Origin of the sequence: Paracoccus seriniphilus (assembly GCF_028553745.1) — a bacterium.
GTDB classification, from domain to species: Bacteria; Pseudomonadota; Alphaproteobacteria; order Rhodobacterales; family Rhodobacteraceae; genus Paracoccus; species Paracoccus seriniphilus.
In genome coordinates, this window is the sequence record NZ_CP067129.1 from 1489127 (window position 1) to 1504503 (window position 15377).

A 15377-nucleotide genomic window follows, 5' to 3' on the forward strand; every position below is an offset into this window, starting at 1 on the left:
AAAGGGCATTGCTGTCTGTGAAACTCTCGGAACGCCTGTGAAATAGGCGTCAAGCAAGGAAAGTTGGCTGATCACGCAGCGGATGCACCTGCAAATCCGGCGGCCCGTCACCGGCGCGCGAGACAAGCCCTTGCCCAGCCCCCGCCCTTGCCCAGCCCCCGGTATGCGGGCCGGATGCATCGAGGGCACGGGGCGGGGTATCACGTTCGGAAACCCGATCGGGGACCGCCAGAACGCCAGAATTCAGATGGGCATCGCCAACTTGAAATCAAAAAGCTGGTTGATGCGAAACGACATCAACCAGCATTTGAGGCGTGATCATTCCCACTCGATCGTGCCGGGAGGTTTCGAGGTGATGTCATAGGTGCAGCGGTTGATGCCCTTGACCTCATTGATGATTCTCGTCGCCGTTTCGCCCAGGAATTCATGGGTAAAGGGATAGTAGTCGGCGGTCATGCCATCGACCGAAGTCACCGCGCGCAGCGCGCAGGCATAATCATAGGTGCGTCCGTCGCCCATGACGCCCACGGTGCGAACCGGCAGGATGGCCACGAAGGCCTGCCAGATCTCGTCATAGAGGCCATGTTTGCGGATCTGGTCGATAAAGACCGCATCCGCCTTGCGCAGGATCTCCAGCTTTTCGCGGGTGATCTCTCCGGGGCAGCGGATCGCCAGACCCGGGCCGGGGAAGGGATGGCGGCCGATGAAGCTGGCAGGCAGACCCAGTTCGCGACCCAGGGCGCGCACTTCGTCCTTGAACAGTTCACGCAGAGGTTCGACCAGTTTCAGGCCCATTTTCTCGGGCAGCCCGCCAACATTGTGGTGGGATTTGATCGTGACCGAAGGTCCTCCGGAAAAGCTGACGCTTTCGATGACATCGGGATAAAGCGTGCCCTGGGCCAGGAACTCCGCGCCATCAATGCCATTGGCATATTTCTGGAACACATCGATGAAAAGCTTGCCGATGGTCTTGCGCTTCAACTCGGGATCGCTGACCCCTTCCAGAGCCCCAAGGAACAACTCGCTTTCATCGGCGTGGATCAGCGGGATATTGTAGTTGTCGCGGAACATGCTGACGACTTCGTCAGCTTCCTTCTGGCGCAGCAGGCCGTGATCGACGAAAACGCAGGTCAGCTGATCGCCGATGGCTTCATGGATCAGGACCGCGGCAACACTGCTGTCCACGCCGCCCGACAGGCCACAGATCACCTTGCGGTCTCCGACCTGTTCGCGGATCTTGCGGATCGCCTCTTCCTTGTAGGACGCCATGGTCCAGTCGCCGGTGAATCCGGCCAGCCGCACGAAGTTTTCCAGCATCTTGCGCCCGTTGGGGGTGTGATGCACTTCGGGGTGGAACTGAACCGCATAGAAATGACGGGTCTCATCCGCGATCATCGCCAGAGGCGCATTGGGCGAGGTGCCGATGGCCTCGAAACCCGGTGCCAGTTCGGTCACGCGGTCGCCATGGCTCATCCAGACTTCTTCGCGTCCGGATTCGAACAGCCCGGCGAAAATGCCGTCCTGCTTGTGACCGGGGGCGGGGGTGATGAAGGCACGCCCATATTCCGCGTGATGGCCGGCTTCGACGCGTCCGCCCAGCTGGGCCATCATGACCTGTTGGCCATAGCAGATACCAAAGACCGGCACGCCCAGCTCAAAGACCGCCTGAGGCGCGCGGGGGCTGCCGTCTTCGGTCACGCTGGCCGGGCCGCCTGACAGGATGACGGCGCGTGGCGCCATCTGCCGCAGGTTGTCCTCGGTCACGGAGTTGAAGGGACGGATCTCGCAATAGACATTCAGTTCGCGCAAACGGCGCGCGATCAGCTGTGTCACCTGAGAGCCGAAGTCGATGATGAGAAGGCGCTGGTGCTGGGTCATGGTTGCGCTTTAAGGTCGCTTTCACAGACGCGCAAGAGGTCTGTGGCGCGAAAGCGGCGGTTGTGTTGTTCTATCAGGGATGAGGCGGTTAAAATCGCCTCGAGTTCACTGCGAAGGCGGGGTCGAAAATGAAATACGGAACTCTTTTTGCTTCCATCCTGGGGGTGGCATTGCTGACCGCCTGCGACATGGGCGGCAGCGTGACGGATGAAACCGAAATCCTGATGGAAGATGCACCGACGGCAAAACCGACAAGCCAATCCCTTGCATCAAGCTGCAGCGGTGATCCTGCCATGCAGCAGCAGATGATGGATGCGGTGAATGCCGCCCGTGCTTCTGCAGGCAAGAGCGTTCTGGATGTGGACCCGAAGCTGGTCGAGATCGCGCAAGCCCATGCCTGTGACATGGCCGCGACGGGCCGTGCCACGGTGGCGGGCTCCGACGGTTCGAATATCGTCGATCGCGCCCGCGCGGTCGGCTATGACACCTGCGGCGTCGCGCAGCTTGTCGCGGTCGGTCGCAGCCCCGAGGGCATTCTGGCCGGCTGGCAGCGTTCTCTGCCTCATCGCGAGGAACTGTTCAGCCAGATGAGCACCGAACAAGGTGCGGGTGTCGTGCGCGGGGCCGATGGTCGCCTGTGGTGGAGCGTGGTTCTGGCCGAGGACTGCCGCTGAACCATCCCTGCCAGCGCGATGAAATGGCATCCAAACTGAAAAGGCGCGGCCCCTGATGGGACCGCGCCTGTTTCGTTTTCCGTGTTCCGCTCAGTTCTCGGGAACCAGCCCGCGTGGCGCAAAACGCAGCACAAGCAGCAGCACCAGCCCCATGGCGATGAATCGCATATGGGCCGAACTGTCCATCAGATGTTCCTTCAGCCCGCCATCGGGCAAGGGCGATGTCAGCAGACCGATCAGCTCGGGTCCCCAGACCTCGACCTTGATCCAGAGGAACCAGATCAGTATCGCGCCCAGAACGGCACCCCAGTTGTTGCCGGACCCGCCGACAATGACCATCACCCAGATCAGAAAGGTATAGCGCAGCGGGTTGTAGCTGACAGGTGCCATCAGACCATCCTGAGTGATCATCATCGCACCGGCGATGCCGATGACGGCCGAACCCAGAATGAAGACCTGCAGATGGCGGGCCGTCACATCCTTGCCCATGGCCTCGGCCGCGGTTTCATTGTCGCGGATCGCGCGCATCATCCGCCCCCAGGGCGATTTCAACGCAAGTTCTGCCAGCAGGATGATGGTCAGCAGCACCACCAGGAACAGCAGCATGTAGCACAGCTTGACCCAGATCCCCGAGGCCTCGGCGGCGCTGAATCCCCAGCGGGTCGCGAATTCGACGAATTCGGGATTCTGCTGCAGGTCGATCTCATAGGGCACCGGCCGGGGGATCGAGGTGACATTCTTTACCCCGCGCGCCAGCCAGTCTTCGTTCTTCAGAACGGCCACGATGATCTCGCCGATGCCAAGCGTGGCGATCGCCAGATAATCCGAGCGCAGGCCCAGGGCCACCTTGCCCACGGCCCATGCGGCGGCTGCGGCAAAGATCCCGCCGACCGCCCATGACAGCAGCACCGGCAGACCCAGCCCGCCCAGATTGCCGTGGCGCGCGGGATTGTTGGATTCGATGGCATCGACGGCCGGATCGAACAGCCCGCGATAGACCACGAAGCCGACCACCAGGATGACCAGGACGGCAAGTCCGCGACCGGTTTTCAGGCGCTTCCATGCCTGAGTGGCCAGCGCCAAAGTGCCGACTCCGACAGCCAGAGCGATCAGGATGCGCGCGCCGCCCGCCTGCCAGGCACCCTCGACCGGTTCGAGCGATATCAGGACAGGAGCGACCCCGCCCAGGGCCAGAAAACCGACGACGCCGACATTGAACAGCCCGGCATAGCCCCACTGCATGTTCACGCCCAGAGCGGTAATGGCCGAGATGAGTCCCATGTTCAGGATGGCCAGCGCGGTATTCCAGCTGCCCGAGAACATCGAGTTGCGGACCGTGCCTTCCAGAATGAACAGGACTGCAAGGACCGCGAAGAGGATCGGGGCGCGCCATGGGTTGCTGGCTGCGGCTTGGCGATTGGTTGACATGACCGTTCCTCCCTTACACCGACTTGCCGCGGAACAGCCCGGTGGGCTTGAACAGCAACACAGCAATCAAGATGACGAAGCTGACCGCGAACTTGTATTCCGTGCCCAGCAATTGCAGCAGCCCCTCTGGCTCCCACCCCGGGAACAGATAGCGCGCCACCTTCAGCCAGGGGTAGGTGACCGCGACCTCGGAAAAGGCGACCACGAAGCCACCGGCGATGGCCCCCAGCGGATTGCCCAGCCCGCCCACGATGGCAGCGGCAAAGATCGGCAGCAGGATCTGGAAATAGTTGAAAGGCTTGAAGGCCTTGTCCAGTCCGTAAAGCACCCCGGCGATGGTCGCCAGAGAGGCCGCGATGATCCATGTCATCCGCACCACCTTTTCCGGGTCAATGCCCGACAGCAGTGCCAGATCCTCATTGTCGGAATAGGCGCGCATGGCCTTGCCCGACTTGGTACGGTTCAGGAAACGGAACAGCGCCCAGACGACGATCATGGCCACAACCACCGTCAGAACCTGTGTCGTCTTCAGGGCCAGACCTTCCTTGAGACCGGTCATGGCCTTGAAGGTGCGCACATCCATCACGAAACGGGTGCCATCGGAAAATCGCTGCTCGTCCACGCCAATCAGCAGGCGGGTGATGCCGTTCATCAGGAACATCACCCCGACCGACGCCATGACCAGAATGATCGGCGCCGCCTTCTTGACCCGATAAAAGCGATAGACCGCGCGATCGGTCAGAAGCACCAGCGCGGCAGTCGCGGCAATGCCGAAGGGCAGGGCCAGTAGGGCCGTGGGCAGCGGACCAAAGGAAATTCCAATGGCCTGCAGCCCCCAGGTCACCAGGATCGTCACGGCCGTCCCGAATGCCATCGTGTCGCCATGGGCGAAATTCGAAAAGCGCAGGATGCCGTAGACCAGCGTGACACCCAGGGCCCCCAGTGCCAGTTGCGCGCCATAGGCGGCTGCCGGGATGAAGACAAAGTTCAGAAAGGCCACGAGGGCGTTAAGAATATCCATGGCTCAGCCCCCCAGGAAGGTGCGGCGCACCTCGTCATTGGCCATAAGCTCCTTGCCGGTGCCCGTGTGGGCATTCGCCCCCTGCACCAGCACATAGGCCTTGTCGGCGATATTCATCGCCTGCTGTGCATTCTGTTCGACCATCAGCACCGGCAATCCTCCGCGTGCGATGGCGATGATGCGGTCGAACAATTCGTCCATGACGATGGGGCTGACCCCGGCGGTCGGCTCGTCCAGCATGAGCACCTTCGGGCGAGTCATCAGGGCGCGCCCTACGGCAACCTGCTGGCGCTGACCGCCGGACAGTTCGCCCGCCGCCTGCCTGCGCTTTTCGGCAACTGCGGGGAACAGGTCATAGACCTGTTCAAGCGTGCCCGAAATATCGTCATTGCGGATGAAAGCGCCCATCTCGAGGTTTTCCTCGACGGTCATGGACGGAAAGATATTGTTCACCTGCGGCACGAAACCCATGCCGGCCTTGACCCTGTCCTGCGGGTTCAGCGCCGTGATGTCCTGGCCGTTCAGGCGAACGCTGCCCTTGCGCAGGTCCAGCATCCCGAAGATGGCCTTCATGGCCGTCGATTTGCCGGCCCCGTTCGGGCCGACGATGACCGCGATCTGCCCCTGCTCGACCGCGATGGTGCAATCATGCAGGATGTCGGGCCCCCGGCCGTAGCCGCCCGACATGCTGTCCCCGATCAGGAAGGGGTCGCCGGTCCTGCCCGGGCCGACGGCTCCGGATTTGCGCGAGCCGTCAATGGTTCCCCGTCCATGGGGATTGACGACGGAAGCATCGCGATTGCCGCGATTTCCGAAGGTCTGATCCATGTCGCTCATGCGCCCACCATGTCCTTGTTCTTCAGACCGGTGCCCAGATAGGCCTCGATCACTTCCTCATTCTGCATGATCTGATCGGCGCTGCCCTCGGCCAGCACCTTGCCCTCGGCCATGACGATGACCGGATCGCAAAGGCGACCGATGAAATCCATGTCATGTTCGATGACGCAGAAGGTATAGCCCCGCTCCTTGTTCAACCGCACGATGGCATCGCCGATCGTGCCCAGAAGGGTGCGGTTCACGCCGGCGCCGACCTCGTCCAGAAAGACCACCTTGGCATCGACCATCATGGTGCGGCCCAGCTCCAGCAGCTTCTTCTGGCCGCCTGACAGGTTGCCGGCCTTTTCATGGGTGAGATGGCGGATGGTCAGAAAATCCAGAACCTCGTCGGCCTTCTTGCGCAGCTTGGCCTCTTCACGTTCGATCTGCCCGCGCTTGAACCATGTCTTCCAGATGGTTTCGCCGGTTTGCTGACCCGGAACCATCATCAGGTTTTCGCGAACGGTCATCGAGGAGAATTCATGTGCCAGCTGGAAAGTCCGCAGCAGCCCGCGATGAAACAGCTCATGCGGCGGCATCCCGGTGATTTCCTCGCCATCCATGAAGACTCGCCCCGATGTCGGCGGCAAAACTCCGGCGATGACGTTGAAGAGCGTTGATTTTCCGGCCCCGTTCGGCCCGATCAGCCCGGTGATCGAACCCGTTTCGATCGTCAGGCTGGCGCCATCGACGGCATGAAAGCCCCCGAAATGGCGGTGAAGGTCCTCGACCCTGATCATATGCGTTTCCCTGTCTTCACAGTTTTAAGTGAAGTGTGGCCGTCTTGACGGCTCTTGTCATTTGATAAAAAGGGGCCCGGCCTCCAAAAGGCCGAGCCCGAAGGGTCACGAGGCCTTAACGATAGCCCACGATCTCCATTTTGCCGTCGGTAAAGGCAACCTCGCGATAGATGCCAGCAGATTCGCCGCCGCCCACGAAATCGACCGAGGTGGCACCGACGTAATCCACGTCTCCGCCGCCATTGATGATTTCCAGCGCCTTGACCAGTTCGCCCGGCATGATCTCTTCGCCCGGCTCGTTGGCGATATCCATCACCTTTTCCTTGTATTCGGCCGGGTCCGAGGAACCTGCGGCGGCCATCGACAGCATGATCAGCGCCGCGGCGTCATAGGCCTCGGCCGAGAATGCGCCGCTGCCGTCAAAGCCGGCTTCTTCGGCCAGCTTCAGATAGGTATCGCGGCCTTCGCCCTCGGCGGCCGGGTTCTGACCAAAGCTGCCGTCGATTTCGGAACCGAAGTTCTCTACCAGCTGGTTGCCGACCATGCCGTCGGGGAAGACGAAGGTGTCAAAGGCTCCGGTGTCCAGCGAGGCGCGCACGACGCCTGAACCGCCCTGATCGACATAGCCTGCCACGACCAGCGCATCGCCACCGGCGGATGCCAGCGCCGCGACCTCGGCCGAATAGTCGGCCTTGCCGTCGTCATGGGCGGCATTTACCGTCACGGTGCCGCCAGCGGCCTCGAAGGCTGCCTGGAAGCTGTCGGCCAGACCCTTGCCATAGTCGTTGTTGGTATAGGTGACGGCGACGGTATCAATGCCACGTGACATGATGATATCGGCCATGACCTGGCCCTGACGTGCATCCGAAGGCGACGTGCGGAAGAACAGGCCATTGTCCTCGATGTCCGAAAGCGCCGGCGAGGTCGCCGAGGGCGAGATCATCACGATGCCGTTCGGCTTGGCGACATTTTCAAGCGAGGCGATGGTTTCGCCCGAGCACATGCCGCCTATGATCCCCTTCACGCCTTCGGCCGAAATCAGGCGTTCGACGGTGGCCACAGCTGCCGCAGCATCGGCACAGGTCGAATCACCCTGAACTGCCGTGACGGTCGAACCATCCAGAAGCAGTCCCGATTCGGTCACCTCTTTCATGGCCAGTTCGGCGCCATTGGCCATGTCGGGGGCCATGGATTCCAGCGGTCCGGTAAAGCCCAGAGAGATGCCCAGCTTGATGTCCTCGGCCCCGGCAGAGCCAGCGATCAGAGCCCCGGCGGCAGACGCAAGAAGCAGTTTTTTCATAGTATTTTCTCCCAGTTGGAACATTGTCCTGAAGGCAGGTTAGAAGGGAGTTGCATAAAAGGGAAGCAGCTTGTCGTAACGTCAGACATGGATTTACAGACAGGCCAGCCCGCCCTGCATGACAATTCGACGATCCGGGAATTTCCGCCTGTGACGTCGGGGAAAACGGCGCGAATCAATGGTGGCTGCCCACAAGCTGATTCACGAAATGGCGGCGCGATGATCCGCGCCGCCGCAATGGCAGGGCTGTCAGACTTTCCTGGAGGCTTCGAGGACCGGACGATAGATATCGACCAGCCGCGCTACCGCATCAGCGGGCGAGATCTCGACCGTCTCGCCGCTGCGCCGGTTGGTCAGCTCGACCTTGTCCTGAGCCAGACCGCGCGGTCCGACGGTAATGCGCCATGGCAGGCCGATCAGGTCCATCGAGGCGAATTTCGCGCCGGCGCGATCATTACGGTCGTCATAGAGAGGGTCCAGCCCTGCGGCGCGCAACTGGGCATAGATCTCGTCACAGGCCGTGTCGGTGGCGCTGTCGCCCTGTTTGAGGTTGACGATGCCGGCATGGAAGGGCGTCACGCCTTCGGGCCAGATGATGCCCTTGTCGTCGTGATTGGCCTCGATGATTGCCCCCAGCAGGCGGCTGACGCCGATGCCATGGCTGCCCATATGCACAGGAACCCGGTTGCCATCGGGACCGACCACGGTGGCGCCCATCGGCTCGGAATATTTGGTGCCGAAATAGAAGATCTGGCCGACTTCGATGCCCCGGGCGCTGCGGCGACGCTCTTCGGGGACCTGATTGAAGACCGCCTCGTCGTGGGTTTCATCCGTGCGGGCATAGCGGCTGGTGAATTCGTCCAGCACCGACTGGCATTCGGCGTGATCGTCATAATCAATCTTGCGGTCGCCAAAGGTCAGATCGGTGATGGCGCTGTCATAGAAGACCTCGGACTCGCCGGTTTCGGCCAGCACCAGGAATTCATGGGTATAGTCGCCACCGATCGGACCACCGTCGGCGCGCATCGGAATCGCCTGCAGGCCCATGCGCTCATAGGTGCGCAGATAGCTGACCAGATGCCGGTTATAGGCATGCAGCGCGTCTTCCCTGGTCAGGTCGAAATTGTATCCGTCCTTCATCAGGAACTCGCGGCCCCGCATGACGCCGAAACGCGGGCGGATCTCGTCGCGGAACTTCCACTGGATATGATACAGCGTCAGGGGCAGATCCTTGTAGCTGTTCACATGACTACGGAAGATGTCGGTGATCATCTCTTCATTGGTCGGACCGTAAAGCAGGTCGCGTTTCTGCCGGTCACGGATGCGCAGCATCTCTTCGCCGTAATCGTCATAGCGGCCGCTTTCGCGCCACAGATCGGCGGGCTGCAGCGTCGGCATCAGCAGCGGAATATGCCCGGCACGTTCCTGTTCCTCATGCACGATCTGCTCGATGCGACGCAGCACCTTGTAGCCAAGCGGCAGCCAGGAATAGATACCCGCCGCCTGCTGCTTGATCATCCCGGCGCGCAGCATCAGGCGATGACTGACGATCTGGGCCTCCTTGGGGTCTTCCTTCAGAACGGGCAAAAAATATCGCGACAGACGCATGGCATCCTCATTTCAGCATTTGCGTCACCTCTAGGGCAGTCGCGCGCACTGGGCAAGCACCGTGCAGGATTTGCGTATCCGTTGCAGGTCGTGCAGACTTGCAACCCAAGCGCCAACCCGCCACATAGTCATGTTGTAATTCAGGAGCATTTGTAATGCGTGTGCCGGTGCAAAAGCAGTTGATCTGGTGGGGTGTTGCGCTCGCATTGCTCTTGATCGTGATGTGGTTGCTGGGGCAGGCCATCCTGCCCTTCATCCTGGGCGCGGGCGTCGCCTATCTGCTGGACCCGGTGGCCGACCGGCTGGAGCGGGCGGGTCTGTCGCGCATCATGGCCGTCGTGCTGATCACCTTTGTCGCGATGCTGCTGTTCGTTGCGGTGATCCTGCTGATCGTTCCCGTGCTGCTGCGCCAGGCCACAGCCTTGATCAACACCGCGCCGGACATGATCGAACAGGCGCGCGCATTTGTCAGTGCGCGTTTCCCCGAGCTTTTGCCCGAGGGAGGCACCATCGGCACGGCGCTGACCGACCTGGGTGCAGCGATGGGAGATCAGTTGACCAATGTCGCGCAGACGCTGCTGAATTCCTTTGGTGGGATGATCAGCGCCGTGGCCTTGCTGGTGATCGTACCGGTGGTGGCCTTCTACCTGCTGCTGGACTGGGATCGCATGGTGGCCCAGATCGACCGCCTGTTGCCGCGAGAACATGCGCCGGTTCTGCGCGACCTGTCCCGGCAGATCGACCACGCGCTGTCGGGATTCGTGCGCGGACAGGGGCTGGTGATCCTGATTCTGGGCACGTGGTATTCCCTTGCACTGATGCTTGTCGGGCTGCCCTTCGGCTTTTTCATCGGCATCATGGCGGCAGTGTTGTCCTTTATCCCTTATGTCGGGGTGCTGATCGGCGGGGCCACGGCCATCGGCGTCGCCCTGTTCAGCTTTTGGGGTGAACCGGTCTGGATCGGTGCCGTGATCGCGATCTTTGCCCTTGGGCAGATCGTCGAGGGCAATTACCTGCAGCCCAAGATTGTTGGCGGTCATGTCGGATTGCACCCGGTCTGGCTGCTGCTGGCCCTGTCTGTTTTCGGGTCTCTGTTCGGCTTCGTCGGGATGGTGGCCGCCGTGCCTCTGGCTGCCGCCTTGGGGGTGCTGGCCCGGTTCGGCATCGAGCGCTATCGCGAAAGCGCCTTTTACACCGGGCAAAGCACGCCTTCGGATCCCGGCCCGCCGGTTCTGGTCGAGCTTGTTCCCCGCGGCACGCTGGAGGGGCAATTGCGCGAGGCCCATCTGCAGGCAGATATCGGACGTGTCAAAGCTGGCGTTGCGCCGCAGCCCAATGATCGGCCCCGCACGCCTTCCTGAGGAGTTTCATGTCGCGACAGCTGACCCTTGACCTGACCACGCCGCCCGCGCATTCGCGGGCCGATTTCCTGCCTGCTGCTGCCAATGAATCCGCTCTGGCCGCATTGGATGCGCCGCAGGACTGGCCGCAGGGCCGGATGTTGCTGATCGGTCCGGAAGGTGCCGGGAAATCGCATATGGCCGCATTCTGGGCAGCCGAAAATGGCGCGCGGCGGATCAAGGCGGCTGCGCTGCGTCCCGAGATGGCCGATCATCTGGTTGCCGAAAGTGGCGCGCTGGTGGTCGAGGATGCCGACCGGGCAGGGCGCGCGGCAGGGGCCGAACAGGCGCTGTTCCACCTGTGGAACCTCTGTGGTCCGCGCGACTGCCTGTTGTTGCTGACTGCACGCAGCGCGCCACGGGACTGGGGGTTGCTGTTGCCGGATCTGCGCAGCCGCATGGATGCCATGCCGCAGGTGCGGCTGGGGCCGCCGGATGAGGCGTTGTTGTCTGCGGTTCTGGTCAAGCTGTTCTCGGACCGTCAGCTTTCCGTATCCTCGGAATTGATCGAATGGCTGGTGCTGCATATGGATCGCGACCTGGGACAGGCCCGGCGACTGGTCGCGGCGATGGATCGTGCCGCCATGGCGACAAAAGGGCCTGTAACGCGCCGAATTGCGGTTGAACTTCTGGACAAGCTGGCCCGCTCCGACGCATGATCTTCTTGCCTTCACATCCGCGCGGAAACTGATGACCCAGGCCGATTTTCTCAGAACCCCGTTTCCGGAACCGGTCGAATTGCCGGGAGGCCCACCGACAGGGGCAGATCGCTTTTTCAACCGTGAAATCAGCTGGCTGAGTTTCAATTGGCGGGTTTTGGACGAGGCCCGCAATGTACGGGTGCCCTTGCTTGAACGGCTGCGGTTCGTGTCGATCAGTGCCGCCAATCTGGACGAATTCTATACGGTGCGCGTGGCCGGGCTGCGCGAATTGCACCGCGAAGGCAGCACAACGCCTTCGGATGACGGCAAGACGCCGGCCGAGCAACTGGCGCTGATCAATGCCGATGCGCGCCGCCTGATGGGCGCACAACAGGCGGTATGGAACCGGATCAGGGCCGAGATGGAAGAGGCGGGCATTGTCATCCTGTCGCGTGACCATCTGAACGAGGACGATCAGGAATTCCTGCGCGCGCATTTCGAAAGCCGGGTTCTGCCGGTGCTGTCTCCGCTGGCGATTGATCCCGCACATCCCTTTCCCTTCATTCCCAATACCGGATTTTCACTGGCGCTGGAATTGGCGCGGCGTTCCGACGGGCGCAGGATGCAGGCACTGCTTCCCATTCCCGCGCAATTGCCACGCTTCGTTCCCTTGCCGGGGGGAGAGCGATTTTTGCGGCTGGAAGATTTGCTGCTGATGAATCTGACCAGCCTGTTTCCGGGCTATACCGATGTCGGGCACTGCGCTTTTCGAGTGCTGCGCGATAGCGATCTGGAGGTCGAGGAAGAGGCCGAGGATCTGGTGCGCGAGTTCGAAACCGCGCTGAAACGGCGTCGGCGCGGCAGTGTCATCCGACTGAAGATCACCGCCGGTGCGCCCGAAAGCCTGCGCCGTGTGATCATGCAAGAGCTTGAGGTCACGCCCGATGAGGTGGTCGAGGTCGAAGGTTTGCTGGGCATTGCCGATCTGAAGGAACTGGTCCTGGATCACCGCCGCGACCTGTTGTGGCCCGTCTTTACGCCGCGTGTTCCCGAACGGGTGCAGGATCATCATGGCGACATGTTCGCGGCAATCCGGCAGAAGGACATGCTGCTGCATCACCCCTATGAAACCTTCGATATGGTGATCCGCTTCCTGCAGCAGGCGGCGCTGGATCCCGATGTTCTGGCCATCAAGCAGACACTTTATCGGACCAGCCGCGACAGCCCGATCGTCGAAGCTCTTTGCGAGGCCGCCGAGGCTGGCAAATCCGTTACCGCGCTGGTCGAATTGAAAGCACGCTTCGACGAGGCGGCAAATATTCGGCAATCACGGCGTCTGGAGCGAGCGGGCGCGCATGTCGTCTATGGATTTGTCAATTACAAGACGCATGCCAAGATCAGCTCGGTCGTGCGTCGCGAAGGGGACGCTCTGGTCACCTATACCCACTATGGCACCGGGAATTATCATCCGATCACGGCGCGCATCTATACCGATCTGTCGCTGTTTACCTGCGATCCGGCGTTGGGACGTGATGCCACCAAGGTGTTCAACTATCTGTCCGGCTATGTTCAGCCGGAAAATCTTGAAAACCTCTCGATCTCGCCGATCGACCTGAAGGACAATCTGCTGACGATGATCGCCCGCGAGGCCGAATATGCCCGCCAGGGCCGTCCGGCAGCGATCTGGGCAAAGATGAACTCGCTGATCCAGCGCGACATCATCGAGGCGCTTTACGCGGCCAGCGCCGCAGGCGTCAAGATCAGTCTCGTGATCCGGGGGATTTGCGGAATACGACCGGGAATCAAGGGATTGTCCGAAAATATTCGGGTAAAATCCATCGTCGGCCGCTATCTGGAACATTCGCGGATCGTCTGCTTTGGCAATGGTCACGGGCTGCCATCCAAGAAGGCGCGGGTGTTTTTCTCTTCCGCCGACTGGATGGGGCGCAACTTGTCGCGGCGTGTGGAAACCCTGGTCGAATGTCACAACGAAACGGTCAAGGCACAGATCGTCAGCCAGATCATGGCGGCGAATATGGCCGATGAGGCGCAAAGCTGGCTGCTGCATCCGGACGGCCGTTTCATTCGCTATTTGCCCGAGGAACGGGACAATCTTTTCAATTGTCACCGGTTCTTCATGGAGAACCCTTCGCTGTCCGGGCGCGGCACGGCCGGAGCGCGCGATGTGCCGGCCCTGACCCATGCGCCCGATTGACGGCTTGGTGGTAAACGGGCATTAGGTCCCTCAATGCGCAAGCAGGAGCTTTTCGATGAATGGTGTGCGGACAACTTCCGGAAAGCAGCATGAGCCCTTGGGCAAGCTGTTTGCGAAACTGCCCAAACGCGCCCTGTCTCGGGTCGGCGTGGTTGATGTCGGATCAAACTCGATCAGGCTTGTGGTTTTCGATGGTGCCGCGCGCTCTCCGGCCTATTTCTACAATGAAAAGGTGATGGCGGGGCTGGGGGCCGAGATGGCCTCGACCGGCAAGTTGAATCCCAAAGGCGTCGAACGCGGCTTCGCGGCCCTCAGTCGCTTCGCGGCGCTGGCCAAGGGGATGGATATCGAACCGCTGACCTGCGTGGCCACCGCTGCTGTGCGTGAGGCCGAGGATGGTCCGGCCTTTCAACAAAGGGTCGAGCGCGAAACCGGGTTGAAGCTGCTGGTCATCGATGGCGAGGAAGAAGCGCGTCTGTCGGCACAGGGTGTGCTGTTGGGCTGGCCCGAAGCCAGCGGGCTGGTCTGCGACATCGGCGGAAACTCGATGGAACTGGCCGAAGTCGCGAATGGCAAGGTCGGGCGACGTGTGACCTCGCCACTGGGGCCATTCCGTCTGCAACAGGTCAAGGGCGGCAAGGACGGTTTGCGAAAACACATCCGCAAGATTGTGTCCGAGCTTGCAGAGAAAATGGGCACCGAGCATGAGCGGATCTATCTGGTCGGCGGTTCGTGGCGGGCAATAGCGCGCCTTGACATGGAGCGCACCGGATATCCGATGACCGTTTTGCATGAATATCGCATGACCCCCGAGGCCGTGCAGGACACCGTTGACTTCATCTCTGCCAGCGATCTGTCCGAGATCCGCAGTTCGGTCAGTATTTCCGCATCGCGGATGGAGCTGGTGCCGCTGGCCTCGCGCGTGTTGTCCGAACTGGTTTCCGTCTTCAAACCCGAAGATCTTGCCGTTTCCAGCTATGGGATCCGCGAGGGCCTGCTGTACGAACATATGTCCGACGCGCTGCGCAAGCGCGATCCGCTGATCGAAGCGGCGCGTTTCAGTGAACGGCAAATGGCGCGCATTCCAGGGTCGGGGCGCAAGCTGTATGATTTTCTGCAGCCTATCTATGACGATGTGCCGCCCGAGCGGGATCGCCTGATCAAGGCGGCCTGCCTGTTGCATGACACGACATGGCGCGCGCATCCCGATTATCGCGCCGAGGCCTGTTTCGACAATGTCACCCGCGCGAACATGGCCGCGCTCAGCCATCCGGAACGTGTTTTCCTGGGCGTCTCTTTGCTGCATCGCTACAAGAACAACCGCAACAATTCACCCATGGCCCGGCTGTTTTCGCTGCTGGATGACGATGAATTGCGTGACGCGGAAATCCTGGGCAAGGCGATGCGTTTCGGTGCGATGTTTGCCATCGACGACCCCGCGGATGCCGGTACGCTGAAGTACAAGCGGGCTGACAAGATCCTGCGCCTTCACCTGACCGACATGGGGCGGAGACTGATGGGCGAGGTGGCGGTGGCGCGCTTCAAGTCGTTGTGCAATGCGATGAAGGTCGAACCGGACATCATCGACTGATTTCT

Annotated in this window: 12 protein-coding genes; 5 read left to right on the forward strand and 7 right to left on the reverse strand. The window is 61.3% G+C overall.

All coding sequences use genetic code 11. The features are described from left to right. Window positions 1-318: 318 nt before the first annotated feature. The gene (gene guaA, locus JHW44_RS07315) at window positions 319-1878 is read right to left on the reverse strand and encodes a glutamine-hydrolyzing GMP synthase (protein WP_089343584.1); all 1560 of its coding nucleotides are present in this window, start codon (window positions 1876-1878) and stop codon (window positions 319-321) included. A gap of 128 nt (window positions 1879-2006) precedes the next feature. Between guaA and JHW44_RS07320 the strand changes: the two genes are divergently transcribed. Further along, window positions 2007-2552, forward strand: coding sequence for a CAP domain-containing protein (locus tag JHW44_RS07320; RefSeq protein ID WP_089343583.1), 546 nt, complete (start codon window positions 2007-2009; stop codon window positions 2550-2552). A gap of 90 nt (window positions 2553-2642) precedes the next feature. Here the strand turns inward: JHW44_RS07320 and JHW44_RS07325 are convergent, their stop codons facing one another. The 6 genes from JHW44_RS07325 to proS all read right to left on the reverse strand — a co-directional run bounded on the left by JHW44_RS07325 (window position 2643) and on the right by proS (window position 9525). After that, on the reverse strand, window positions 2643-3980 hold the full coding sequence (locus tag JHW44_RS07325; RefSeq protein ID WP_089343582.1) for a branched-chain amino acid ABC transporter permease: 1338 nt from the start codon (window positions 3978-3980) through the stop codon (window positions 2643-2645). Between the two features lie 13 nt (window positions 3981-3993). Next, window positions 3994-5001 carry a branched-chain amino acid ABC transporter permease gene (locus JHW44_RS07330; protein ID WP_089343581.1) on the reverse strand — a complete coding sequence of 336 codons (1008 nt, stop codon included), beginning with the start codon at window positions 4999-5001 and terminating at the stop codon, window positions 3994-3996. 3 nt (window positions 5002-5004) lie between these two features. Further along, window positions 5005-5829 carry an ABC transporter ATP-binding protein gene (locus JHW44_RS07335; protein WP_372799894.1) on the reverse strand — a complete coding sequence of 275 codons (825 nt, stop codon included), beginning with the start codon at window positions 5827-5829 and terminating at the stop codon, window positions 5005-5007. A gap of 5 nt (window positions 5830-5834) precedes the next feature. Beyond that, a complete protein-coding gene (locus tag JHW44_RS07340) occupies window positions 5835-6617 on the reverse strand; it encodes an ABC transporter ATP-binding protein (RefSeq protein ID WP_089343579.1) in 783 nt (260 codons plus the stop codon). 115 nt (window positions 6618-6732) lie between these two features. Beyond that, a complete protein-coding gene (locus JHW44_RS07345; protein WP_089343578.1) occupies window positions 6733-7917 on the reverse strand; it encodes an ABC transporter substrate-binding protein in 1185 nt (394 codons plus the stop codon). 249 nt (window positions 7918-8166) lie between these two features. Then, complete coding sequence (gene proS / locus JHW44_RS07350) at window positions 8167-9525, reverse strand: proline--tRNA ligase (RefSeq protein ID WP_089343577.1); 1359 nt, start codon at window positions 9523-9525, stop codon at window positions 8167-8169. A 155-nt stretch (window positions 9526-9680) separates the two neighbouring features. Here proS and JHW44_RS07355 point away from each other — a divergent pair, with 155 nt between their 5' ends. From JHW44_RS07355 to JHW44_RS07370, 4 genes are read left to right on the forward strand one after another with little or no spacing between them, the layout of a single operon-like run. Further along, on the forward strand, window positions 9681-10886 hold the full coding sequence (locus tag JHW44_RS07355) for an AI-2E family transporter (protein ID WP_089343576.1): 1206 nt from the start codon (window positions 9681-9683) through the stop codon (window positions 10884-10886). A gap of 8 nt (window positions 10887-10894) precedes the next feature. Further along, entirely contained in the window at window positions 10895-11584 is a 690-nt protein-coding gene (locus tag JHW44_RS07360; RefSeq protein ID WP_089343575.1) for a P-loop NTPase family protein, read from the forward strand. 31 nt (window positions 11585-11615) lie between these two features. Then, window positions 11616-13781, forward strand: a complete 2166-nt coding sequence (locus JHW44_RS07365; protein WP_089343632.1) for an RNA degradosome polyphosphate kinase — start codon at window positions 11616-11618, stop codon at window positions 13779-13781. A 55-nt stretch (window positions 13782-13836) separates the two neighbouring features. Continuing rightward, window positions 13837-15372, forward strand: a complete 1536-nt coding sequence (locus JHW44_RS07370) for a Ppx/GppA family phosphatase (protein WP_089343574.1) — start codon at window positions 13837-13839, stop codon at window positions 15370-15372. The last annotated feature ends 5 nt before the right edge of the window (window positions 15373-15377 follow it).